This is a genomic window from Pseudomonas sp. NFACC51, from assembly GCF_900103575.1.
Classification (GTDB): domain Bacteria; phylum Pseudomonadota; class Gammaproteobacteria; order Pseudomonadales; family Pseudomonadaceae; genus Aquipseudomonas; species Aquipseudomonas fluorescens_Q.
The window spans coordinates 811927-830414 of sequence record NZ_FMXH01000001.1 but is presented as its reverse complement, the minus strand read 5'-3'; the positions used below and the strand labels follow the sequence as shown (position 1 = coordinate 830414).

Sequence of the window (18488 nt, the reverse complement as noted above, 5' to 3'; positions counted from 1 at the left end):
CAAAAAGTCAGACGGACAGGCTGTAGCGACTCAGGTTGGTCAACAGGTAAGGATCATCGGCGATGGGCGGCCGCCGCCCCGGGTCACCCAAGGCATGGCGCAGAAACTCCCGGGTGCGCTCGCTGGTGGGGTGCTGGAAAATCCGCGCGGCGCTACCGTGCTCGACGATCACGCCGTTTTCGGTGAAATAGACGACATCGCTGATCTCCTCGGCGAAGCGCATTTCATGGGTGACGAGTACGCAGGTCATGCCCTCTTCGGTCAGCTCGCGAATCACCGTCAGCACCTCGCCAACGGTTTCCGGATCCAGGGCCGAGGTCACTTCATCGAACAGAATCAGCTCCGGACGCATCGCCAGGGCGCGGGCAATCGCTACCCGTTGTTGCTGGCCGCCCGAGAGCTGCCCCGGGTAGGCGTCAGCCTTGTGCTCCATGCGCACCTTGGCGAGCAAAGCACGGGCGTCTTTCTCGGCATCTGGCCGATTGCGGCCCAGGACCTTGCGCGGTGCAATTACCAGGTTCTCCAGCACCGACAGGTGCGGGAACAGGTTGTACTGCTGGAACACAAACCCGACGCGCTTGCGCAGTTCGATACGCTGGGCTTCCTGAGCCAGCGCATGAACCTCGGTGGCACCGACGCGGATACTGCCCCGCTGGGGCTGCAACAGACCGGTGATGCAGCGCAGGATCGTCGACTTGCCCGAGCCGGACGGGCCGATGATCGACACGGCTTCACCACGGCGCACGTCCAGGTCAATGCCCTTGAGCACCGGGTTGCTGCCGAACGACAGGTGCAGGTCGCGCAGGCTGACCAGGGGTTCGGCGACGGTTTCAGTAGAAGGCATAACGTCGCTCCAGGTATTGGGTAAGGCGGGAAATCGGGTAGCAATAAACAAAGAACAGCACCAGCAGGCTCAGGTAGATCACCACCGTGAAGCCGGTCAGGTTCACCGTGTTGCTGGCGATCTGCGCGGTGTCGATCACGTCGTGCACGCCTACCAGGGAAGCCAGTGCGGTGCCCATGGTGATCACCGCGTAGAGGTTCATCCACGGCGGCAACATGCGCTTGAAGCACTGCGGCAGGATGATCGAGCGGAAAATCTGCCCACGGGTGAACGCCAGGGAGCGCGCTGCTTCCCATTGGGTGCAGGGGATCGAGGCGATGGCGCCACGGAAGATTTCCGCGACATTGGCGCTGGCCGGCAAAGCCAGGCCGAGGGTGACCTTGACCCAGTCGGGGAACGCGACATAGGCACTGCCGATACGAATCTCGAACGGGAACACATACGTGGTGAAGTAGATCAGCACCAGCCAGGGTGCATTGCGGAAGACCTGCACCCAGATCCGCGCCGGCCAGCGCAGCAAGCGCAGGGGCGACAGGACCATGGCACCGACCAACAACCCCGCCGCAGAACCCAGCCCAATGGCCAGCAGGCTGATGAGAATGTTCTGGCCGAACCCTGCGGCCAGGGCCGGCGACCATTGCAGTAACGCCTTGAACACCGGGCTGTGCGGGGCGAAATACATCAGCCAGGACAGCGCCCCCACCCCCAGCAGCACTTTGCCGAAATGTCTACGCGGCCAAGTCAGCGGCGCGATAACGGACGAATCAATGGCCATAGCCGGGCATCCTCAGGCGCGCTTCGAGGTAGCGGCCCACGCAATTGACGGTGAAACTCAACAGGCCGAAAAAACCCAGGATCAGGATCATCAGCTCCAGCACGTTATCGCTCTGGGTCCAGATCATGATGGCCGCGTAGGTGATGTCGCCCACGGCGATGGCCGAGGCCACAGCGGTCATTTTCACCAGGTCGATCAGGTTGTTGATCAGCGACGGCAAGGCAAAACGCAGGGCCAGGGGCAGTTGCACGTTCCATAACAATTGGCGGTTGTTGAAGGCCAGCGAACTGGCCGCCTCCAGTGTCACCGCGGGCACCGCTTCAATGCCGGCCCGCAACGCCTCGGCGTGGAACGCACCCTTGTGCAGCGAGATCACGATCACCACCCAGGCGAAGGGTGTCAGTGGGTTGGCCGCACCGACGGCCTCGGTCAGCAACATGTTCAGCACCAGGAAGGCGCAATACAGCTGCACCAGGGTCGGTGTGTTGCGGGTGACTTCGACAAACACCCGCGCAGGCCTGGCGAGCCAGGGCTTGCCCGAGGTCAACAGCGCCGCCAGGCCGACGCCCGCCAGCAGGCTGCCGACAATGGTCAGCAGGCACAACAGCACCGTGGTCAACGCGCCCTGCTCCAACGTGCCGCGCTGATAGGCATCGAGCAAAAAATTGTAATTGAGGCCAAGCCCGGCGCTCCAGTGGACGAATTGTTCCAGCCAATGGCTCATGGCTCGCCCCTCAATTGCCCGCAGGCGAAGGCAATACGGCGGCCTGCTTCGGCGACGGTTTCGGTCGCCGTGGCGATGGACAGGCGAAACCACGGCGACAAGCCATAGGCACTGCCCGCAACGCCGGCGACGCCCGCGTCCAGCAGGTACGCCACGACATCGGCATCGTGCTCCAGGCGCAGGCCGTCCGGGCGATAGCGCCCCAGCAACCCAGCACAGCGCACAAAGACGAAAAAACCACCGTGAGGCTCGAGGACTTCAAGGCCCTCGACAGTGCGCAAGGTGCTCACCAGCCCATCACGGCGCTGACGATAGGCCGCGACCTGTTCCGGCAAGAACTCCAGCCCGCCCTCGAACGCCGCCAAGGCCGCCGCCTGGCCGACCGAGGACGCCCCGGAGGTGGATTGCGATTGCACCACGGTCATGGCATCGCTCAGCGCTTGCGGCCCGGCACCGAAACCGATGCGCCAGCCAGTCATGGCATAGGTTTTCGACACCCCGCCCACCAGCAGGCAGCGTGCTTGCAAATCCGGCGCGACGTTGAGCAGGTTCTGGGCCGCACGCCCGTCGAAACGAATATGCTCGTAGAGTTCGTCCAGCAGAATCAGCACGTGGGCATGCCGGCGCAGCACCTGGGCCAAGCCTTGCAGTTCTGCCTCGCTGTACACCGCGCCGCTGGGGTTGCCGGGGCTGTTGAGGATCAGCCAGCGCGTGCGCTCGCCGATGTGTTGCTCAAGCTGTTGCGGCGTGAGCTTGCAGCCCTGCTCCAACCCGCACTCGATGAACACCGGCTCACCACCGTTGAAGCGCACGCTGTCCGGGAAGGACGGCCAGTACGGAGTCGGCACCAACACTTCGTCGCCGTCATCGAGGGTGGCGGCGAAGGCATTGAAGATGATCTGTTTCGCACCGTTGGCAATCACGATGGACTCCAGCGGATAGTCCAACTGGTTTTCCGTGCACAGCTTGCGTTGCACGGCCACACGCAAGGCCTTCACGCCTGGCGTCGGCGTGTACTTGGTGGCGCCGGCGGCAATGGCCGCATAGGCGGCCTGCTTGATGTGCGTCGGCGTATCGAAATCCGGCTCACCGGTGGTCAGGTCGAGGATATCGCGACCGGCCTCGCGCAGGGCCGTGGCCCGGGACTTGGCAGCGGCATTGGCTGACAGCGAGACACGCTGCACGCGCTTGGACAGGTAAAGGGTCATGGCCGCGTTTCCTCCAGGACCTTGCCCGGGTTGAGCAGGTTGCGCGGATCCAGCGCCTGCTTGATCCGATGCATCAGATCCAGTTCCACCGCACTTTTGTAGCGACCCAGTACATTCACCTTGCGCTGGCCGATACCGTGTTCAGCACTGATCGAGCCACCGTGGGCATGGGCGCTGTCGTGGACTAGCTGGCTGAGCGCCGGGTAATGGGCCATGTGCGCATCAACCGTGGAGTCCAGCGGATGGGCAACGTTGTAGTGCAGGTTGCCGTCGCCCAGGTGCCCGAAGGTGTAGTGCCGCACGCCGGGAAAATGCTGTTGCAGCAGCGCATCGGTATGGGCAACGAACGCCACGACCTGGGAAATCGGCACCGAGATGTCATGTTTCATGTTACGACCGGCGCGCTTTTGTGCATCGCTCATGTTTTCGCGCAATTGCCAGAACGCCTGGCTCTGGACGAGGTTTTCAGCGATCAGCGCATCGGCCAGCAGCTGCTGCTCGAAGGCCTCACCCAACACCTGTTCGAAGACTTCCCGTGCACGGCTTTCGCTGTGGTTATCGGACAGTTCCAACAGCGCGAACCAAGGCCAGCGAGTGCCAGAGAAAGGTCGCGGCCCGTCGGGAAACTGCTCGCGCAATAGCGCAAGGCACTCGGCACTGAGCAACTCGAACGCCGTCAGGCTGGCACCAAAGCCGGCGCGGGCGTGGGACAGCAAGGCCACTGCCTGCTCCAACGAGTCGAACGCCAATAGCGCGGTGGCCCGGGCCTTGGGCAGTGGGAACAGCTTCAGCGTCGCAGCGGTGATAATGCCGAGGGTGCCTTCGCTGCCGATGAACAGGTCCCGCAAGTCGTAGCCGGTGTTGTCCTTGCGCAAGCCACGCAGGCCGTTCCAGATTTCACCTTGGGCAGTCACGACTTCCAGGCCCAGGGTCAGTTCGCGGGTGTTGCCGTAGCGCAGCACCGCGGTACCGCCGGCGTTGGTGCCCAGGTTGCCGCCGAGGGTGCAACTGCCTTCGGCGCCAAGGCTCAAGGGAAACAGGCGACCGGCTTCGCGGGCAACGTCCTGGACGGTTTGCAGGATGCAACCCGCCTCGACGGTCAGGGTGTCGTTGTCGGTGTCCACGGCGCGTACCCGATTCATTCGATCGAGCAACAGCAACACGGCGCGGCCGCTGGCGTCCGGGGTGGCGCCGCCCATCAGTCCAGTGTTGCCGCCCTGCACCACCACGGGCGTATCGGCCGCAGCGCAAGCCCGGACTACCGCTGCGACCTCTTCGGTGCTGGCCGGGTGTACGGCGGCAATCACCTGGCCAACGTAACGGCCCTGCTTATCGGTCAAGTACGGCGCGGCCTCTTCACCGTCCTGCACATGCCTGGCGCCCACCAGCGCCTGCAATGCCACAAACAACGACTGGCTCATGGTTGCGCGGCCAAGGGGGCGGTATTGCTGTACTTGGCATGCAGATCCCGCAGGGCCTGGGACGGTGCCATACCGGTGCGCTCGCCCAGTTCGATCAACCAGCCGCTGCGGTGCCACTCGCGCACGATGGCATCGAGTTTGGCCTGGGTATCGTGCTCGCCCTTGCGCAGCCAGATCACCGAATTCGACGGGATCAGATCCCCCGGCAGCGGGATTTCATAGCCTGCCCATTCGGCTTCGCTCAACAGCGCATGCAGGGTCGGGCTTACATGTACCGCCGCCACGCAGCCATTGCCGCGCAACGACAACAGCGACTCGGACTGGCTGCGAAATGCCTTGATCTGCGCGCCGTAGGTTTCCTGCAGGGGCTTGATGAAGTTGCTGCCCTGGGACACGCACACGGGTTTGCCTTTGAGGTCGGCCCACTGGCTGATGCCTGAGCCCTTGCGAATCAACGCCGCGCCACCGACCTCTTCATAAGGCGTCGGCACGTAATCGAGAATCTCGCCACGCTCCTCAGTGAACTGCATGTTGGCGATCAGGATGTCGACTTTGCCCTGTTGCAAAAATTGCACACGGTTCGGCGCCAGCACCGACACCGTCTCGGTCTCCACGCCCAGCGCCTTGCCGATGCCCTGGGCCAACTCGACGTTGTAGCCCTGGTGCTCGCCGGTCTTGGGGTCGATGGTGCCGAACGGCGCACCACTGAGCATCACCCCGACGCTGATGGCGTGGCGTTGCTCGATCCGGTCCAGCGTGGCGTCGGCCTGGGCCAGGCTGGCAACGCAGCCGACGGACCACGCCAGGCACAGGCTGATCAGGGTTCGACGGGCGAAAAATGAAGTCATGGGCGATTACCTTGAGCGTCGGTCGTTGGGAGAAAAGGCAGGCGTGATGCCCCTCAGGCGCCGCTGGCCTGGAACTGTTTCTGCAACTCCACCAGGGCCGGCGATGCCGGGGTGATACGGTTACGGGTCTGGGCATCGATCAGCCAGCCGCTGCGGTGCAATTGCTTGATGATCGGGTCGAGCCTGGCTTGGGTATCGCTTTCGCCCTTGCGCGTCCAGATCACCGAGGGGGCCGGGTTAAGCTCCGGGCTCAGCGCGCGGTAGCCCTGCCATTCGGCGTTGTCGGCAATCAGTGGATTGATCAGTGTGGCGTCGTGCACCGCCGCAACGCAGTTATTGCCACGCAGTGCCAGGAGTGATTCCGAGGAGCTCTTGAAGGCCTTGATCTGGACGCCCAACTCGGTGAGCGGCTTGATGTAGCTGCTGCCCTGGGAAGTGCACACCGGTTGATTCTTCAGGTCTTCCCAATGACTGATCATGCTGTCCTTGAGCACCGCTGCGGTGCCTCCGACGCGGTAGAACGGCGTGGGCACGAACCCGAGGATTTCACCGCGCTCGGCGGTCCACTCCATATTGGCAATCAGCACATCGACTTTGCCCTGCTGCAGGAACTGTACGCGGTTGGCGGGCAATACCGGCACCAGTTGCACCTCGGCGCCGAGTTGCCGGCCCAACTCCTGGGCGAGGTCGACGTTAAACCCGCGCGGTTTTTGGTTGACGGGGTCGATGCCACCGAACGGGCCACCGGACAGCAGCACGCCGACCACCAGTTCGTGGCGTTGCTCGATTTTGTCCAGGGTGGCATCGGCCCGGGCGATATTGGCGGCCGACAATGAGATCAAGGCGCCCAGCATGACAGGCAGCAATCGTTTTACGGGTGAGCGCTCGAGCAACATGGATTTCCCCTCATGGATGGCCGGCGTCCCCCGGCCTGATGAGTGGGCATCCTAGGTAGCGCTTAGGGGCAAAGGAAATTCAAATATCTAATATCGTTATAACTCTCAGGGTTTTTCTTTCAGAAAAAAAACGCATAAGCGCAGTTTTACTGGCCTTAAGCAAACCATGAGCCGTAAACCTCCCCACAATCTATAAAAATCTGTAATGTTTAGGTTTGCACTCTTGATATGAAGCCATCCCCCATGTCGACCCTCGATCTCGAATTGCTGCGCACCTTCATCGCCGTGGTCGATCACCACAGCTTTGCCGAAGCAGGCGCCCAGCTGTCCCGCACGCAATCGTCGGTAACCCAGCACATGCAACGCCTGGAGCAGCAGGTAGGGGTGAGTCTGTTCGAAAAGCGCGGGCGGCAAAAACAGCTCACGGAAGCCGGCCAGCAACTGTTGCGGCATGCGCGACAGATGCTATCGCTCAATGACGACGTCCTCAGCTCCTTGCGTGAGAGCAGCCTCAGCGGTGTGCTGCGCATCGGTTCGCCCCACGACATCGCCGACACCATCCTGCCGCCGATCCTCAGCCACATCGCCCGCTCGGCCCCGCGCTTGCGCCTGGAAATCGATGTCGGGCGCAGCCCGTTCCTGATGGACGACCTGCATCGCGGCAAGGTCGACATGATCATTTCCACCCGCCAGGACCCGAGCCTTGAAGGCTTCGCCTTGCGCACCTCGCCAGTGTGGTGGATCTGCTCGGCCCAGTACCTTCACAACCCCGGCGAGCCGTTGCCGCTGATCCTGGTGGACGAGCCCAGCATCTACCGCCGCTATGCCCTCGAGGCGCTCGAACGCGCCAATATCCCCTGGCGCCAAGCCTACCTGGCCTCGAACCTGATCGGCATCAAGGCCGCGACCCGCGCAGGCTTGGGTGTCACGCCCCGGAGCATGGAAATGCTCGGTCCGGACATGCGGGTGTTGGGCGAAAACGATGGTTTACCGCGGCTGCCGGACGTGACTTATTACCTGTGGATTCGGCCGAATACCGTCAACCCATTAGTGCGCCGGGCATATGAGTTGATCCGCAACAGCCAGGGGCACGGGAACTGATGCGCCGATACCCCTTTTGAGTGCTTGCCCAGCGTCAGGCTTGCGAGCGAATCCGCTCGACCAGACGCGCCTGGAGTGCTTCAAGCTCCTGCGGATCGGCCTTGCCCCTGCCATGCACACCGGGCGCCTCACCGTCCCAACGAGGAATGATGTGCATGTGAATGTGATAGACCGTTTGCCCGGCCACAGCACCATTGAACTGCGCGACCTGAACCCCGTCCGGCTGCAATTCGTCCACGATGATCCGCGTCAGGCGCTGCACGGCAGACATCATCGCGCCCAGGACGGCGGGCTCGACCTCGAGGATATTTCGCGCCTGGGAGGCTTTGGGGATGACCAGGACATGGCCGCGCGATTGAGGAAAGATATCCAGGAAGGCCAGCACATCGGCATCTTCGTAAATCTTGTAGCACGGCGCATCGCCGCGAAGGATCAGCGCAAAGATGTTCTGCGGATCGTAATGACCGTGGAGACTCATGATCACTCCTTGGAGTTTGGGAAGGTTGGTTGCCGGTAAGAGATTTAGCACAGTCCTGAGGCAACGTCTCGTAGAGGCCTGCCTGGAAGCCAAGGGCTGGGCGCGCTCGCACAGTTTTTTCGAGCGGTGCGCAAAAGTCGTGTCTGGCCCAGCCCCCTGTGTGCGAGCTTGCTCGCGATGGCCGCGGCTCAGTCGCCATCGGTGCTGGCAGCCAAGCCGCTTTCACGAGCCCCCGCCAGCGTAACGGCAATTTTTTGCTGCAGCTCAGTTTGCGAAAACGGCTTGTGCAAGACCGGGTAGCCGGCGTATTCGGCTGGCAGTCCGCTGGCGCCGTATCCGGTGCTGAACAGGAAGGGAATATGGCGACCGCGAAGGATTTCGGCCACCGGAAAAACGCGCTCGCCAGCCAGGTTGACGTCGAGGATCGCCAGATCGACCTGCACCGAGCCGGCCATGTCACGTGCTGCCGCGAGCCGGGCGACCGAGGCCACCACTTCGCATCCGAACTCCTCCAGCATGTCCTCGATCAACAGGGCAACCGCGCCTTCGTCCTCGACGACCAGCACCCTGACGCCTACAAATGGGGTCATGCCCCGGTTACCCCAATCAGGAACGAAAAGCGGCAGCAAACGCCTTGCGGAGCGTAGGTAAGGTCGAACTTGCCGGCCAAGTCGCGCTCGATGCAACGCTGCATCAAGCGAGAACCCAGCCCTTCCCGTTCCGGCGGTGACACGGGTGGTCCTCCTTGTTCGCGCCAGTCGAAGGTCAGCAATGTTCCGCCCGCCCGGGCTTGCAGGTGCCAGGTGACGGCAAGCGTCCCGCTCTCGACCGACATCGCACCATATTTCAGCGCGTTGATCGCCAATTCATTGAGGGTCATCGTAAGGTTGAGCGCCACGCGAGTGCCGACGTCTGCAGAAGGGCCTTCGATCACGATGCGGCCAGGCTCATGCCCAAACACCGGCATCAGCACTTCGTGGGCCAGGGTGTCGAGCGGCGTCTGCCCCCAATGCCGTTTCGTCAAGAGATCGTGTGCCCGTGACAAGGCCAAGAGCCTTGCCTCGAAACGCCTGTAGCCGTCTTTCGCATCCTCTGCGTTGCGTGCCGTCTGGGCTGCCAGCGATTGCACCGTGGCCAGGGTGTTCTTGACCCGGTGATTGAGCTCATCGATCAGCGTCTTCTGCCGATTTTCCGCCTGCTTTCGCTCGGAGATGTCGACCAGCATGTTGATGGCGCCCACCAGGTTTCCATCGGCATCATGCAAAGGCGTGGGATAAGGCGTGAACGGAACGCGGCTACCGTCCGGCCGTTCTGCAATGGCCTCGACGCCGCGTATCGGCCGGTTTTCCTTCAGGGCCACTGCCATCGGGCATTGATCGTGAGGCAGCGCGGTTCCGTCCGTATTGAACAGCTTCCAGGTCACACACCACATGTCGCCCAACTGCGGTGTTCGTCCCGACAGTTCCACGGCGGCGCGATTGTAGAAGGTGATACGACCGTCGGCGTCAGTGGTGTACACCGCAGCAGGCAACGCCTCGAGAAGATTGCGCATGTGCCGTTCGCTTTCGCGGAGCTGGTTTTCCATCCGCCGCGCCAGCGTGACGTCCTGCAGCACTCGCACGCCATAACGAAACGCACCGTTGGCGTCTCTCACCGAGGAACTGTGGATGTCGAGGTAAACGACCTCGCCATCGGGCTTCACGGCGCGCTTGCGAAGCACGTAGTTATCAAGTTCACCGGCCACTTGGCGGGCGTACAATCCGGCGTCCTGCGGGATGCAATCCGGGTGGGTATAGTCCAGGAATGTCATCGACAGGAGCTGTTCCCGCGAGCGGCCCAGCATGTTGCACAGGGCGTCGTTGACGCGGAGCAAGCGACCGTCGACGTCGGCCTCGGCAATACCGATGGTCGCCGCTTCATAGGTCGCCGAAAGTCGGTCATCGCTGTCCTGGCGCGCCGCCTCGGCGGCATGGACACCGCTCCGATCTATGGTGAAGCAGCGCGTATTGAAGAGTTTCCCGTCTTCGAACCGGCCATTGGAAGTGATCATGACATGCTTGATCGAGCCGTCCTTTGCCCTCAGTCGCGCCGGGTAGCTTTGCAGGCAGTCGCCGCTGCCCAGCTTGGTGAGGATGTCGCCGATAACCGGTTCGTCGACATGAAACTCGGTGATGTGGCGGCCGATGTACTCGTCGGCCGAATAGCCCAACAGCGCCAGCTCTGCCTTGTTGGCGCGCAGGATAATGCCTTCGCTGCTGACGATATGCAGGCCCACCGCGCTGTTTTCGAAAAAGTCTTCCAGGTCGGCGCTCTTGCGCCGAAGCTCCTCGGCCATGGCGTGGTGCGCCGAAACGTCCTGGAAGCAGTTGATCACCCCTTGAATGACGCCTCGGCAATCCTTGAGCGCGCGAATGTTCATCAGCGCCACGAACCGCGAGCCATCCGGGCGCTCGATGAGCACTTCCTGATTGCGCGAGGCAATGCCGGTAGTGAGCGCCAAAGCTGTCGGGCAGTGTTCGAATGCCAGCGGTCTACCGTCGGTCAGGAACAGTCGATGGGCACCGCAGAAACGGTCACCGTTCTCCCCAAGTGCCGGCGCCCTTCCCCATAGCTCGGCCGCCTCACCGTTGTACCTGACGAGCCACCCCTTGCGATCACAGAGGTACACCGCACCAGGAATGGCATCAAGTGCGCTCGTCCCCATCGCGATCAAGCTTTCGTACTCGCTTGGTGTACGCGTTTCCCTGGGTAGCTCTTCAATGTTCGACATCAGTCATCCTCAAACCGCCTGGCTGAAACCTTTCACAGGGCATCAATGGATGTCTAGATCCCTATTCACCGGGCGAGTTCAGGAAAACTCAATCTCACAACCTCGCGCCTCAAAACTTGAAGAGCGCCTGGGGTGCCTGGACCATTAACGCATGCATCAGCGACGCCGAACATTCCAATGCGCGCAACTGCGCCATGACCGTCTCGAAGCCGACATGCGCTTCATGCTGAGTGTGCGGCCAATCGCTGCCCCACACCAGGCGTTCGGGGCCAAAACTGCGTTCCAGCACCGCCAACGAAGCGCGGGCGAATTCAAGGTTTCGCGGGGCCGTTGCACCCAATCGATAGATACCGGACACCTTCATCCACACCTGCCCACCCTGCCCCAACTCCATCAATTGGGCAAAGCCAGGTTGATCCAACCCCTGACGCGCATCCGGGCGACCGAAATGATCGACCACCAATCGGACACCAAACGGCAACAGTTGACCGATCAACCCCGGCAAGTCCACCAGGTTGGCATGCAGTTCGATATGCCAATCCAGTTCCGCGAGATGACGCAAAAAACCGTTCCAGGCAACGTCACGAAAATCAGGCAACGCCTTGCCCATCAGGTTCAAGCGCACACCGGCCACCCCCAGCCGGGCCATGTCGTCCAGCTCGGCCCGGCTGACGTCTCGCTCCACCACCACGACCCCGCGCAACTGCTGCGGTGCTTGCCGCAATGCAGCCAACAGGTAGCGGTTATCGGTGCCAAGAAAGCTCGGCTGCACCAACACCCCATGACTCAAGCCATGGGCGTGCAAGTGGCCCAGGTATTGAGCGAGCGTAGCGTCATAGTCAGGTGTGTAGCGCCGGACAGCCGCCAGTTCCAGCCCGCGGCTGAATACGTGGGCGTGGCAGTCAATGCCGGCGATCGGCGTAGTACGGATATCAACCATGGGTTTCATCTATCGACAATAAGGAAAATCAGGCTCGGGCGCCCTGGCCGTCACTCTCCACCACAGGCGCCGATGCCACAGCGGCTTCCAGGCTGCGGCCGCGGGTTTCCGGCAGGCACAGCGCCGCGATCACCGCCACGCCGTAGGCAATCCCGGCGTCGATGCCAATGGCCGAGCCCAAGGACATGGAGTCGCTCATGTGGCCGACCAGGAACGGGAACACCGACGAGAGCACCCGGCCGAAGTTGTAGCAGAACCCCACACCGGCACCGCGCACATCCGCCGGATACAACTCGTTGAAAAACGCTCCGAGGCTCGCCGGAATACCGGCCGCGAAGAAGCCGAGCGGGAACCCCAGGAACAGCATCTGGGTGTTGGTCAACGGCAGGAACACATAACACTGCACGGTGACCACGCAGCACAGCGCGAACAGCACGATGTTCTTCCGACGTCCAATGCGATCGATCAACAGGCCACTGACTACGCAGCCGCACCAGAAGGCGAAGATGATCACCGCCAGATAGCCGCCGGAGTTGAGCACCGACAGGTTGCGCTCGGTTTTGAGGAAGGTCGGCAACCAGGTCATCACGGCGTGGTAACCACCGTGCGCCCCGAGCCCCAGCAACCCGCCAAACAAGGTCACGCGGATCAACTCGGGGCGAAAGATACCGGCCAGGGATTTGAAGAAACTTTGCGGGATGACGTTGTCTTTTTTCAGGCGCTGGAAACTGTCGGGCTCTTCAACGTTGCGCCGCACCCAGATGATCAGGAACGACGGCAGCAGGCCCACGACGAACATCACCCGCCAGGCCATGTCTTGGGGCACGAGGGAGTAGATCAGCGTGAAGACGCCGACCGCCAGCCCCCAACCCACCGCCCAGGCGCTTTGTACCGTGCCCATGACCTTGCCGCGATACTTGGGGTTGATGGTCTCGGCCATCAATACTGCGCCGGCGGCCCATTCCCCGCCAATCCCGAAGCCCTGCAGCGCCTTGACGATCAACAGCTGGTGGAAGCCTGTGACGAACGCCGACAGGAAGGTGAAGAACGAAAACCACAAGATCATCCACTGCAGCGTGCGCACCCGACCGTAACGGTCCGACAACGTCCCGCCGACCCAACCGCCAATGGCCGAAGTGACCAAGGTCACGCCGCTGACCAGCCCGGCATCGCCCTTGCTCAAGGCGAACGCGGCGATCAACGCCGGGATCGCCAGGCCGAACATCTGTACTTCCAAGGCGTCGAGCGACCATCCGCCGAAACAGGCCCAAAACGTTTTGCGCTCCCGCGCGGTGACTTGGCGATACCAACTGAACATGATTGTTATCCTTATGGGTGGAACGAAAGGCAGCCGAGAGCGAACCGCGCCGCTACAGGGCCAGTCATGACAAACAAAACGGTAGGGACAGCGGCGACCGACTCGCCGCTAGCCGGGTCGGGTCAGCGAATTTCCACGCTGTAGCGGAAGTGCTCGGCATGCCCGCGAGAGCGTCGCCACTCCAGGGGATTGCCGGCGTAATCCCGCGCCAGACGCTCGATCACCACCACCGGGCTGTTGACCGGCACTTGCAGCAATCGCGCGTACACCTCATTCACCGATTCGGCGGTGAGGGTTTCTTCGGCATAGGCGACAACCTGGCCGCAAACCTCTTCATAAATGGGGTAAAGCAACGGGCCCTTTTGACTCAGGTCGATTTCGAGCAAGGTTTGGAAGCGGCTACGGGGCAGCCATATTTCTTCGGCGAGCACCGGCTCCACTTCCAGCAGACGCACTCGCACGATACGAATCACCGGAGCGTCGGCCGGTAGCCCCAGCGCCTGGGCCACCGCCGAAGGCGCGGCCACCGGCTCCACGGACAGGATCCGGCTCTCGGGAACCCGGCGTTCGCCTGAAGCGCTTTGAAAGCGGAAAAAACGGAACAGCGACGATTGAAATTGCGGCCGGCGAATGAAGGTGCCGCGCCCTTGCTGGCGCTCCAGGACGCCCTCGCTGACCAGCGCATCGATGGCCTTGCGCACCGTACCGGTAGACAACTGGTATTCGGCTGAAAGTGCCGCCTCAGTAGGAATCGCCTCCCCCGGGCGCCAGCGGTTATTGGCGATCTGCTCAGCCAATTGGTCGCGTAAACGTTGATAAAGCGGCAGGCGGGCATCACTGGAGAGAGCGTTCATTGACCTTATTCACCTTGTTATCTAGTCATATATATGAATATGAGTGGCGAGTATTTACCCAGGCGCGATGGCTGTCAAGAAATGCCAGGGTGGCCCGTTGATGAATGGTAAAGCCAATGATGCAGCGGCCCGCAATTAACAACGTTTAACTCGCACGCTCGCGCCCCACGCCCAAGAATGAAGCCCTCTGCCCAGACCTGGTTTCTCAAGCGCCAAGCTGCTCGGTAACCCTGCGCCGCGCCGGACGCTTCCCACCTGACTGCGCGTAGTACCGCCCCTTCGCCCGCCCAATTTCACATGGAAATGAAGCATGTTGCCTGCACCACACCACTCAACCGCCGCCCTGAAGCCGCTCTGGCTGCTTGCCCTGCTCACAAGCGGCACCGCACCGGCGATGGCAGCGGAACTCGCGCAAAGCACGCCTGGCTTTCTCGACGGGGCGACGCTGCAAGTCCTCAGCCGTAACTTCTATCTCAACAATGACTATCGCGCCCCTACCCCGGCAGGCAAAAGCTACAAACAGGAATGGGCCCAGGGCTTCATCGCCTCGTTCGAGTCCGGTTTCACCCCCGGCACAATCGGCGTAGGTATCGATGCCCACGGGTTCCTGGGGTTGAAACTGGACGGCGGCAAGGGGCACTCCGGAACGGGATTATTGCCGCTGGATGAGAACGGGCGAAGCGAGGACCACTACTCCAGTGCCGGCGGTGCGCTGAAATTCAACGCCTCACGCACCACACTGGCGGTCGGCGAAATGACGGTGCAGAGCCCGGTATTCGATACCGCAGACAAGCGCCTGCAACCCGAATACGCCAGCGGCCTGCTACTCTCCAGCCGCGAGTTCGAAGGGGTAGCCCTGCAGGCAGGCCACTTCAGTGCGTTCAAGAATCAGGACGCCTCGACCAGCAAGGGTGATTTTTCCGGGTATGGGGCGACGACGCGCCACGGCGTCATCGACTTCATCGGCGCCGACCTGCTCACCGGCCAAGCCCTGGGCGGCGCGCTCTACGCCTCCGAACTGAGCGATACCTGGCGCCAGTACTATGCCAACCTGCATGCCACCGTTGGCGAACTGTTCCTCGACGGCAACCTGTATCACACCCGCGACGATGGCAAGGCCATTGCCGGGGCCATCGACACCACAGCCTATAGCCTGAGCGGCAAGTACCGGTTCAATGCCCAGGCGTTCACCCTGGCCTATCAGAAAATCAACGGCGACACGCCCTTCGATTTCGTCGGCGGCGACTCCATCTACCTGGCCAACTCAATCAAATATGCCGACTTCAACGGCCCCGGCGAGCGCTCGTGGCAAGCGCGCTACGACCTCGACCTGGGCACCTTGGGCATCCCCGGCCTGAGCTTCATGGCCCGCTATGTGACTGGACGCGGGATCGACGGCAGCCATGCCCCCCAAGACGGTGCCTACAACCCGTTCGATAGCGACACCGGCACTTACAGTCCGCAACAAGGCGCTGGCGGACGCCATTGGGAGCGCGACCTGGACCTGCACTACATCGTGCAGTCAGGCCCGGCCAAGGACCTGTCGTTGCAACTGTCCCATGTCACCCATCGGGCCAACAGCAGCCAGGGCGGCGATGACATCGACCGGCTGTATATCGTCATCCAGTACCCGCTCAAGCTGGGGCCGTTCTGACCCTCGCGCGTCAGGAAACCGAAGGTGGACGAACACGCGCAGCGCCCGCCTGTTGCCCATGCCCCATATATCCGCTGATTACTTGCGCGAGGCCTTATCGTCGGTCATCCGAGTGGCTCGGATGCTCGCCTCCTCGGCGGTACGTTGGGCCTGCTCAGACATTGTCTCGGCCTGCTCAGCCTTCCTGTAGGCCTCATCCGCCCTGAGCCTTGCCGTTGCAGCGTTATTTTCCGCCGATTCCAGTCGGGCATCCACTTCTTGGGCGAGCTTGTTACAGCACCCGGCAGTGGTTGCCAGAAAAATGCTCATTAATACGACAGGTAAGTATCTATTCAAGGCCATGGTTATTTCCTCGGTTAAGCACAGCAGGAAAAACGGCTAGCAACTGGCTCGAGTATCTGGCAACACCCCCTGCCCACTCTGATCCTTGTCAACTGCTTGGCTCGTCCGACGCCCACACCGTGACTCACTTGAACCGAGTTGATTTAGCTCAATGTCTTTGCAGCCCTCAGGCGTAGAAAAAGCAAACCAGGGAGCCGGCGATCTCCCCGACCATTTATGCGCGGCCTGTTCATCCGAGGCCTTTTATCGAGTCGAGGCCATGAAAAAAAACCACCAATGGAACCTGTCCTACTTCTTCATTGCGCTGGCCGTGTTCAGCCTGGTGCAGTTCGTGTTTTTCGAACGCCCTGCGGTGCAGGTCATCCCCTATAGCCAGTTTCTGCAATTGCTGAACAATCGGCAGGTCAGCGATCTACGGGTAGAGAAGGACCAGATCCGCGGCCAGTTGCAGGAACCCATCGACGGCCACACCCAGTTCGCGACCGTGAGGGTGGAACCGGCACTGGCGGCAGATCTCGCCCACTCGGGGGTCGGGTTCACCGGCATCAACGAAAACACCTTCCTGAGTGGCCTGCTGGGCTGGTTGCTGCCCTTCGTGCTGATCATGGTGATCTGGCATTTCCTGTTTCGTGGGCTGGCGGAAAAACAGGGCATGGGTGGTTTGATGAACATCGGCAAGTCCCGCGCCAAGGTGTTCGTCGAACGCGATACCGGCGTGACCTTTGCCGACGTTGCCGGCATCGACGAAGCCAAGGTCGAGCTGGTGGAGATTGTTTCTTTCCTCAAGGACAAGGCGAAATACGCACGCTTGGGGGCGCACATTCCCAAAGGTACATTGCTGGTCGGTCCGCCAGGCACCGGCAAGACCCTGGTTGCCAAAGCCATCGCTGGAGAGGCCGGCGTGCCCTTCTTCTCGATATCAGGGTCAGAATTCGTCGAGATGTTCGTTGGTGTCGGCGCCGCTCGCGTGCATGACTTGTTCGAACAGGCCCGACAGGCCGCGCCCTGCATCATTTTTATCGACGAGCTCGATGCGCTGGGCAAAATGCGCGGCGTCGGCGTCCTGGGCGGCAATGACGAAAAAGAGCAGACCCTCAACCAGCTGTTGGCAGAACTGGATGGGTTCGACCCGCGTGAAGGGGTCGTGCTGCTGGCGGCGACCAACCGCCCCGAGGTATTGGACCCGGCGCTGTTGCGAGCCGGCCGGATCGATCGACAGATCCTGATCGATCGCCCCGACCGTAAAGGCCGGCAGGCGATCCTCAAGGTTCACCTGCAGAAGATCGTCACTGGCCCGGACCTCGATAGCGAGCGTATCGCCGACATCACCACGGGTTTTACTGGCGCAGACCTGGCCAACCTGGTCAACGAGGCCGCCATCATCGCCACTCGACGCGGTGCCGAAACGGTCAGCCTCGACGATTTCACCGCGGCCGTGGAGCGCATCGTTGCCGGGATCGAACGCAAGAGCAGCCTGTTACATCCCGATGAACGCCAAGTGGTGGCCTACCACGAAATGGGGCATGCGTTGGCGGCCAGCAACCTCCCGGACATGGACCCGGTCCATAAGGTATCGATCGTGCCGCGCGCCATTGGCTCGCTGGGCTATACCCTGCAACGACCGACGGAAGATCATTTTCTCGTCAGTTGCCAGATGCTCAAGGACCGCATGGTCGTGCTGATGGCGGGACGTGCCGCCGAATGCCTTGCCTACGGCCAAGTCTCGACCGGGGCCGCCGATGACCTGGCCCACGCCACGGACATCGCCCGACAGTTGATCACCCGCTTTGGCATGAGCACAGAGCTTGGCCTGGCGGTGCTGGAACGCAAAAGTGCCAGTTACCTGGGCGGGCGCACGGAAATGGGTGACAAGGACTACTCGGAACAAACCGCCAGGGAAGTCGACCTGGGTATCCGCGCCTTGCTCGCTGAAGCCTATCAACGCGCCAGGACACTGCTGGAAAGCCATCGGGAAGACCTCGACGCCGGGGCCCATCTGCTGGTGGAAAAGGAAACCCTGACACCTGAAGAGTTTGCCCCGCTCCTGCCGCTCAAACGCGCTGCGCTGCCTTTGCGACTGGTTTGACAGCGCCTGGCCGTTGATCGATCTGTCACGGCGTGAACGAATCCAACGCCCCCCTGTACGCCCACCCACGACACAATAGCGTCATCTGCAAGTCCCATAGTGAAGGTTTGTCCCCCCATCCTTTGTACCCGTTCTGCGTCTATCGATAGCCGGTATGGCTTTAGGCGACAAAAAACAGGCATGGCTGAGTTGTTGTTCTATGCTTGCTCCAACTATAGGAAATTTCCTC

17 protein-coding genes are annotated in these 18488 nt (G+C 61.7%); 3 read left to right on the top strand and 14 right to left on the bottom strand.

Going from position 1 to position 18488, the window contains the following annotated elements:
* Positions 1 to 7 precede the first annotated feature (7 nt).
* Genes BLT00_RS03545 through BLT00_RS03515 form a run of 7 tightly spaced genes read right to left on the bottom strand, consistent with a single transcriptional unit; the run spans position 8 to position 6716 of the window.
* Positions 8 to 844, bottom strand: coding sequence for an amino acid ABC transporter ATP-binding protein (locus BLT00_RS03545; RefSeq protein ID WP_092141668.1), 837 nt, complete (start codon positions 842 to 844; stop codon positions 8 to 10).
* On the bottom strand, positions 831 to 1619 hold the full coding sequence (locus BLT00_RS03540; RefSeq protein WP_092141671.1) for an amino acid ABC transporter permease: 789 nt from the start codon (positions 1617 to 1619) through the stop codon (positions 831 to 833). The genes BLT00_RS03545 and BLT00_RS03540 overlap by 14 nt, the downstream gene beginning before the upstream one ends.
* Positions 1609 to 2343 (bottom strand): amino acid ABC transporter permease, encoded by a 735-nt coding sequence (locus tag BLT00_RS03535; protein WP_092141674.1) that lies wholly within the window; start codon positions 2341 to 2343, stop codon positions 1609 to 1611. The genes BLT00_RS03540 and BLT00_RS03535 overlap by 11 nt, the downstream gene beginning before the upstream one ends.
* Positions 2340 to 3551: an aminotransferase class I/II-fold pyridoxal phosphate-dependent enzyme gene (locus BLT00_RS03530; protein WP_092141677.1), complete on the bottom strand. Its 1212-nt coding sequence runs from the start codon at positions 3549 to 3551 to the stop codon at positions 2340 to 2342. Before BLT00_RS03530 ends, BLT00_RS03535 begins: the two co-directional genes overlap by 4 nt.
* Complete coding sequence (locus tag BLT00_RS03525; RefSeq protein WP_063321540.1) at positions 3548 to 4972, bottom strand: FAD-binding oxidoreductase; 1425 nt, start codon at positions 4970 to 4972, stop codon at positions 3548 to 3550. Before BLT00_RS03525 ends, BLT00_RS03530 begins: the two co-directional genes overlap by 4 nt.
* Positions 4969 to 5820, bottom strand: coding sequence for a transporter substrate-binding domain-containing protein (locus tag BLT00_RS03520; RefSeq protein ID WP_092141680.1), 852 nt, complete (start codon positions 5818 to 5820; stop codon positions 4969 to 4971). The genes BLT00_RS03525 and BLT00_RS03520 overlap by 4 nt, the downstream gene beginning before the upstream one ends.
* A gap of 53 nt (positions 5821 to 5873) precedes the next feature.
* The gene (locus BLT00_RS03515) at positions 5874 to 6716 is read right to left on the bottom strand and encodes a transporter substrate-binding domain-containing protein (protein WP_092141683.1); all 843 of its coding nucleotides are present in this window, start codon (positions 6714 to 6716) and stop codon (positions 5874 to 5876) included.
* Between the two features lie 243 nt (positions 6717 to 6959).
* On the opposite strand from BLT00_RS03515, the gene BLT00_RS03510 reads away from it, so the two are divergent.
* Positions 6960 to 7817 carry a LysR substrate-binding domain-containing protein gene (locus BLT00_RS03510; RefSeq protein ID WP_371856930.1) on the top strand — a complete coding sequence of 286 codons (858 nt, stop codon included), beginning with the start codon at positions 6960 to 6962 and terminating at the stop codon, positions 7815 to 7817.
* Between the two features lie 34 nt (positions 7818 to 7851).
* On the opposite strand, the gene BLT00_RS03505 is transcribed toward BLT00_RS03510, so the two are convergent.
* The 6 genes from BLT00_RS03505 to BLT00_RS03480 form a co-directional block, all read right to left on the bottom strand.
* Positions 7852 to 8295 (bottom strand): HIT family protein, encoded by a 444-nt coding sequence (locus BLT00_RS03505; RefSeq protein WP_092141690.1) that lies wholly within the window; start codon positions 8293 to 8295, stop codon positions 7852 to 7854.
* 188 nt (positions 8296 to 8483) lie between these two features.
* On the bottom strand, positions 8484 to 8885 hold the full coding sequence (locus BLT00_RS03500) for a response regulator (protein ID WP_092141693.1): 402 nt from the start codon (positions 8883 to 8885) through the stop codon (positions 8484 to 8486).
* Positions 8882 to 11065 carry a PAS domain-containing sensor histidine kinase gene (locus tag BLT00_RS03495; RefSeq protein WP_092141695.1) on the bottom strand — a complete coding sequence of 728 codons (2184 nt, stop codon included), beginning with the start codon at positions 11063 to 11065 and terminating at the stop codon, positions 8882 to 8884. The genes BLT00_RS03500 and BLT00_RS03495 overlap by 4 nt, the downstream gene beginning before the upstream one ends.
* Before the next feature lie 109 nt (positions 11066 to 11174).
* A complete protein-coding gene (locus tag BLT00_RS03490; RefSeq protein ID WP_092141698.1) occupies positions 11175 to 12005 on the bottom strand; it encodes an amidohydrolase family protein in 831 nt (276 codons plus the stop codon).
* Positions 12006 to 12033: 28 nt separating this feature from the next.
* Positions 12034 to 13323 (bottom strand): MFS transporter, encoded by a 1290-nt coding sequence (locus BLT00_RS03485; protein ID WP_092141701.1) that lies wholly within the window; start codon positions 13321 to 13323, stop codon positions 12034 to 12036.
* Between the two features lie 122 nt (positions 13324 to 13445).
* Entirely contained in the window at positions 13446 to 14177 is a 732-nt protein-coding gene (locus tag BLT00_RS03480) for a GntR family transcriptional regulator (protein WP_092141704.1), read from the bottom strand.
* A 310-nt stretch (positions 14178 to 14487) separates the two neighbouring features.
* Here BLT00_RS03480 and BLT00_RS03475 point away from each other — a divergent pair, with 310 nt between their 5' ends.
* Positions 14488 to 15831 carry an OprD family porin gene (locus tag BLT00_RS03475; RefSeq protein WP_092141707.1) on the top strand — a complete coding sequence of 448 codons (1344 nt, stop codon included), beginning with the start codon at positions 14488 to 14490 and terminating at the stop codon, positions 15829 to 15831.
* A 78-nt stretch (positions 15832 to 15909) separates the two neighbouring features.
* On the opposite strand, the gene BLT00_RS03470 is transcribed toward BLT00_RS03475, so the two are convergent.
* Positions 15910 to 16173: an Lpp/OprI family alanine-zipper lipoprotein gene (locus BLT00_RS03470; protein ID WP_092141710.1), complete on the bottom strand. Its 264-nt coding sequence runs from the start codon at positions 16171 to 16173 to the stop codon at positions 15910 to 15912.
* Between the two features lie 259 nt (positions 16174 to 16432).
* Between BLT00_RS03470 and ftsH the strand changes: the two genes are divergently transcribed.
* Positions 16433 to 18259, top strand: coding sequence for an ATP-dependent zinc metalloprotease FtsH (gene ftsH, locus BLT00_RS03465; RefSeq protein ID WP_092141713.1), 1827 nt, complete (start codon positions 16433 to 16435; stop codon positions 18257 to 18259).
* The last annotated feature ends 229 nt before the right edge of the window (positions 18260 to 18488 follow it).

Bases quoted from the DNA above. Each gene is read 5' to 3' on its own strand.
- BLT00_RS03530 (WP_092141677.1), bottom strand. From the start codon at position 3,551: ATGACCCTTTACCTGTCCAAGCGCGTGCAGCGTGTCTCGCTGTCAGCC.
- BLT00_RS03540 (WP_092141671.1), bottom strand. From the start codon at position 1,619: ATGGCCATTGATTCGTCCGTTATCGCGCCGCTGACTTGGCCGCGTAGA.
- BLT00_RS03510 (WP_371856930.1), top strand. From the start codon at position 6,960: ATGTCGACCCTCGATCTCGAATTGCTGCGCACCTTCATCGCCGTGGTC.
- BLT00_RS03520 (WP_092141680.1), bottom strand. From the start codon at position 5,820: ATGACTTCATTTTTCGCCCGTCGAACCCTGATCAGCCTGTGCCTGGCG.
- BLT00_RS03495 (WP_092141695.1), bottom strand. From the start codon at position 11,065: ATGTCGAACATTGAAGAGCTACCCAGGGAAACGCGTACACCAAGCGAG.
- BLT00_RS03475 (WP_092141707.1), top strand. From the start codon at position 14,488: ATGTTGCCTGCACCACACCACTCAACCGCCGCCCTGAAGCCGCTCTGG.
- BLT00_RS03485 (WP_092141701.1), bottom strand. From the start codon at position 13,323: ATGTTCAGTTGGTATCGCCAAGTCACCGCGCGGGAGCGCAAAACGTTT.
- BLT00_RS03525 (WP_063321540.1), bottom strand. From the start codon at position 4,972: ATGAGCCAGTCGTTGTTTGTGGCATTGCAGGCGCTGGTGGGCGCCAGG.
- ftsH (WP_092141713.1), top strand. From the start codon at position 16,433: ATGAAAAAAAACCACCAATGGAACCTGTCCTACTTCTTCATTGCGCTG.
- BLT00_RS03545 (WP_092141668.1), bottom strand. From the start codon at position 844: ATGCCTTCTACTGAAACCGTCGCCGAACCCCTGGTCAGCCTGCGCGAC.
- BLT00_RS03490 (WP_092141698.1), bottom strand. From the start codon at position 12,005: ATGGTTGATATCCGTACTACGCCGATCGCCGGCATTGACTGCCACGCC.
- BLT00_RS03505 (WP_092141690.1), bottom strand. From the start codon at position 8,295: ATGAGTCTCCACGGTCATTACGATCCGCAGAACATCTTTGCGCTGATC.
- BLT00_RS03535 (WP_092141674.1), bottom strand. From the start codon at position 2,343: ATGAGCCATTGGCTGGAACAATTCGTCCACTGGAGCGCCGGGCTTGGC.
- BLT00_RS03470 (WP_092141710.1), bottom strand. From the start codon at position 16,173: ATGGCCTTGAATAGATACTTACCTGTCGTATTAATGAGCATTTTTCTG.
- BLT00_RS03515 (WP_092141683.1), bottom strand. From the start codon at position 6,716: ATGTTGCTCGAGCGCTCACCCGTAAAACGATTGCTGCCTGTCATGCTG.
- BLT00_RS03500 (WP_092141693.1), bottom strand. From the start codon at position 8,885: ATGACCCCATTTGTAGGCGTCAGGGTGCTGGTCGTCGAGGACGAAGGC.
- BLT00_RS03480 (WP_092141704.1), bottom strand. From the start codon at position 14,177: ATGAACGCTCTCTCCAGTGATGCCCGCCTGCCGCTTTATCAACGTTTA.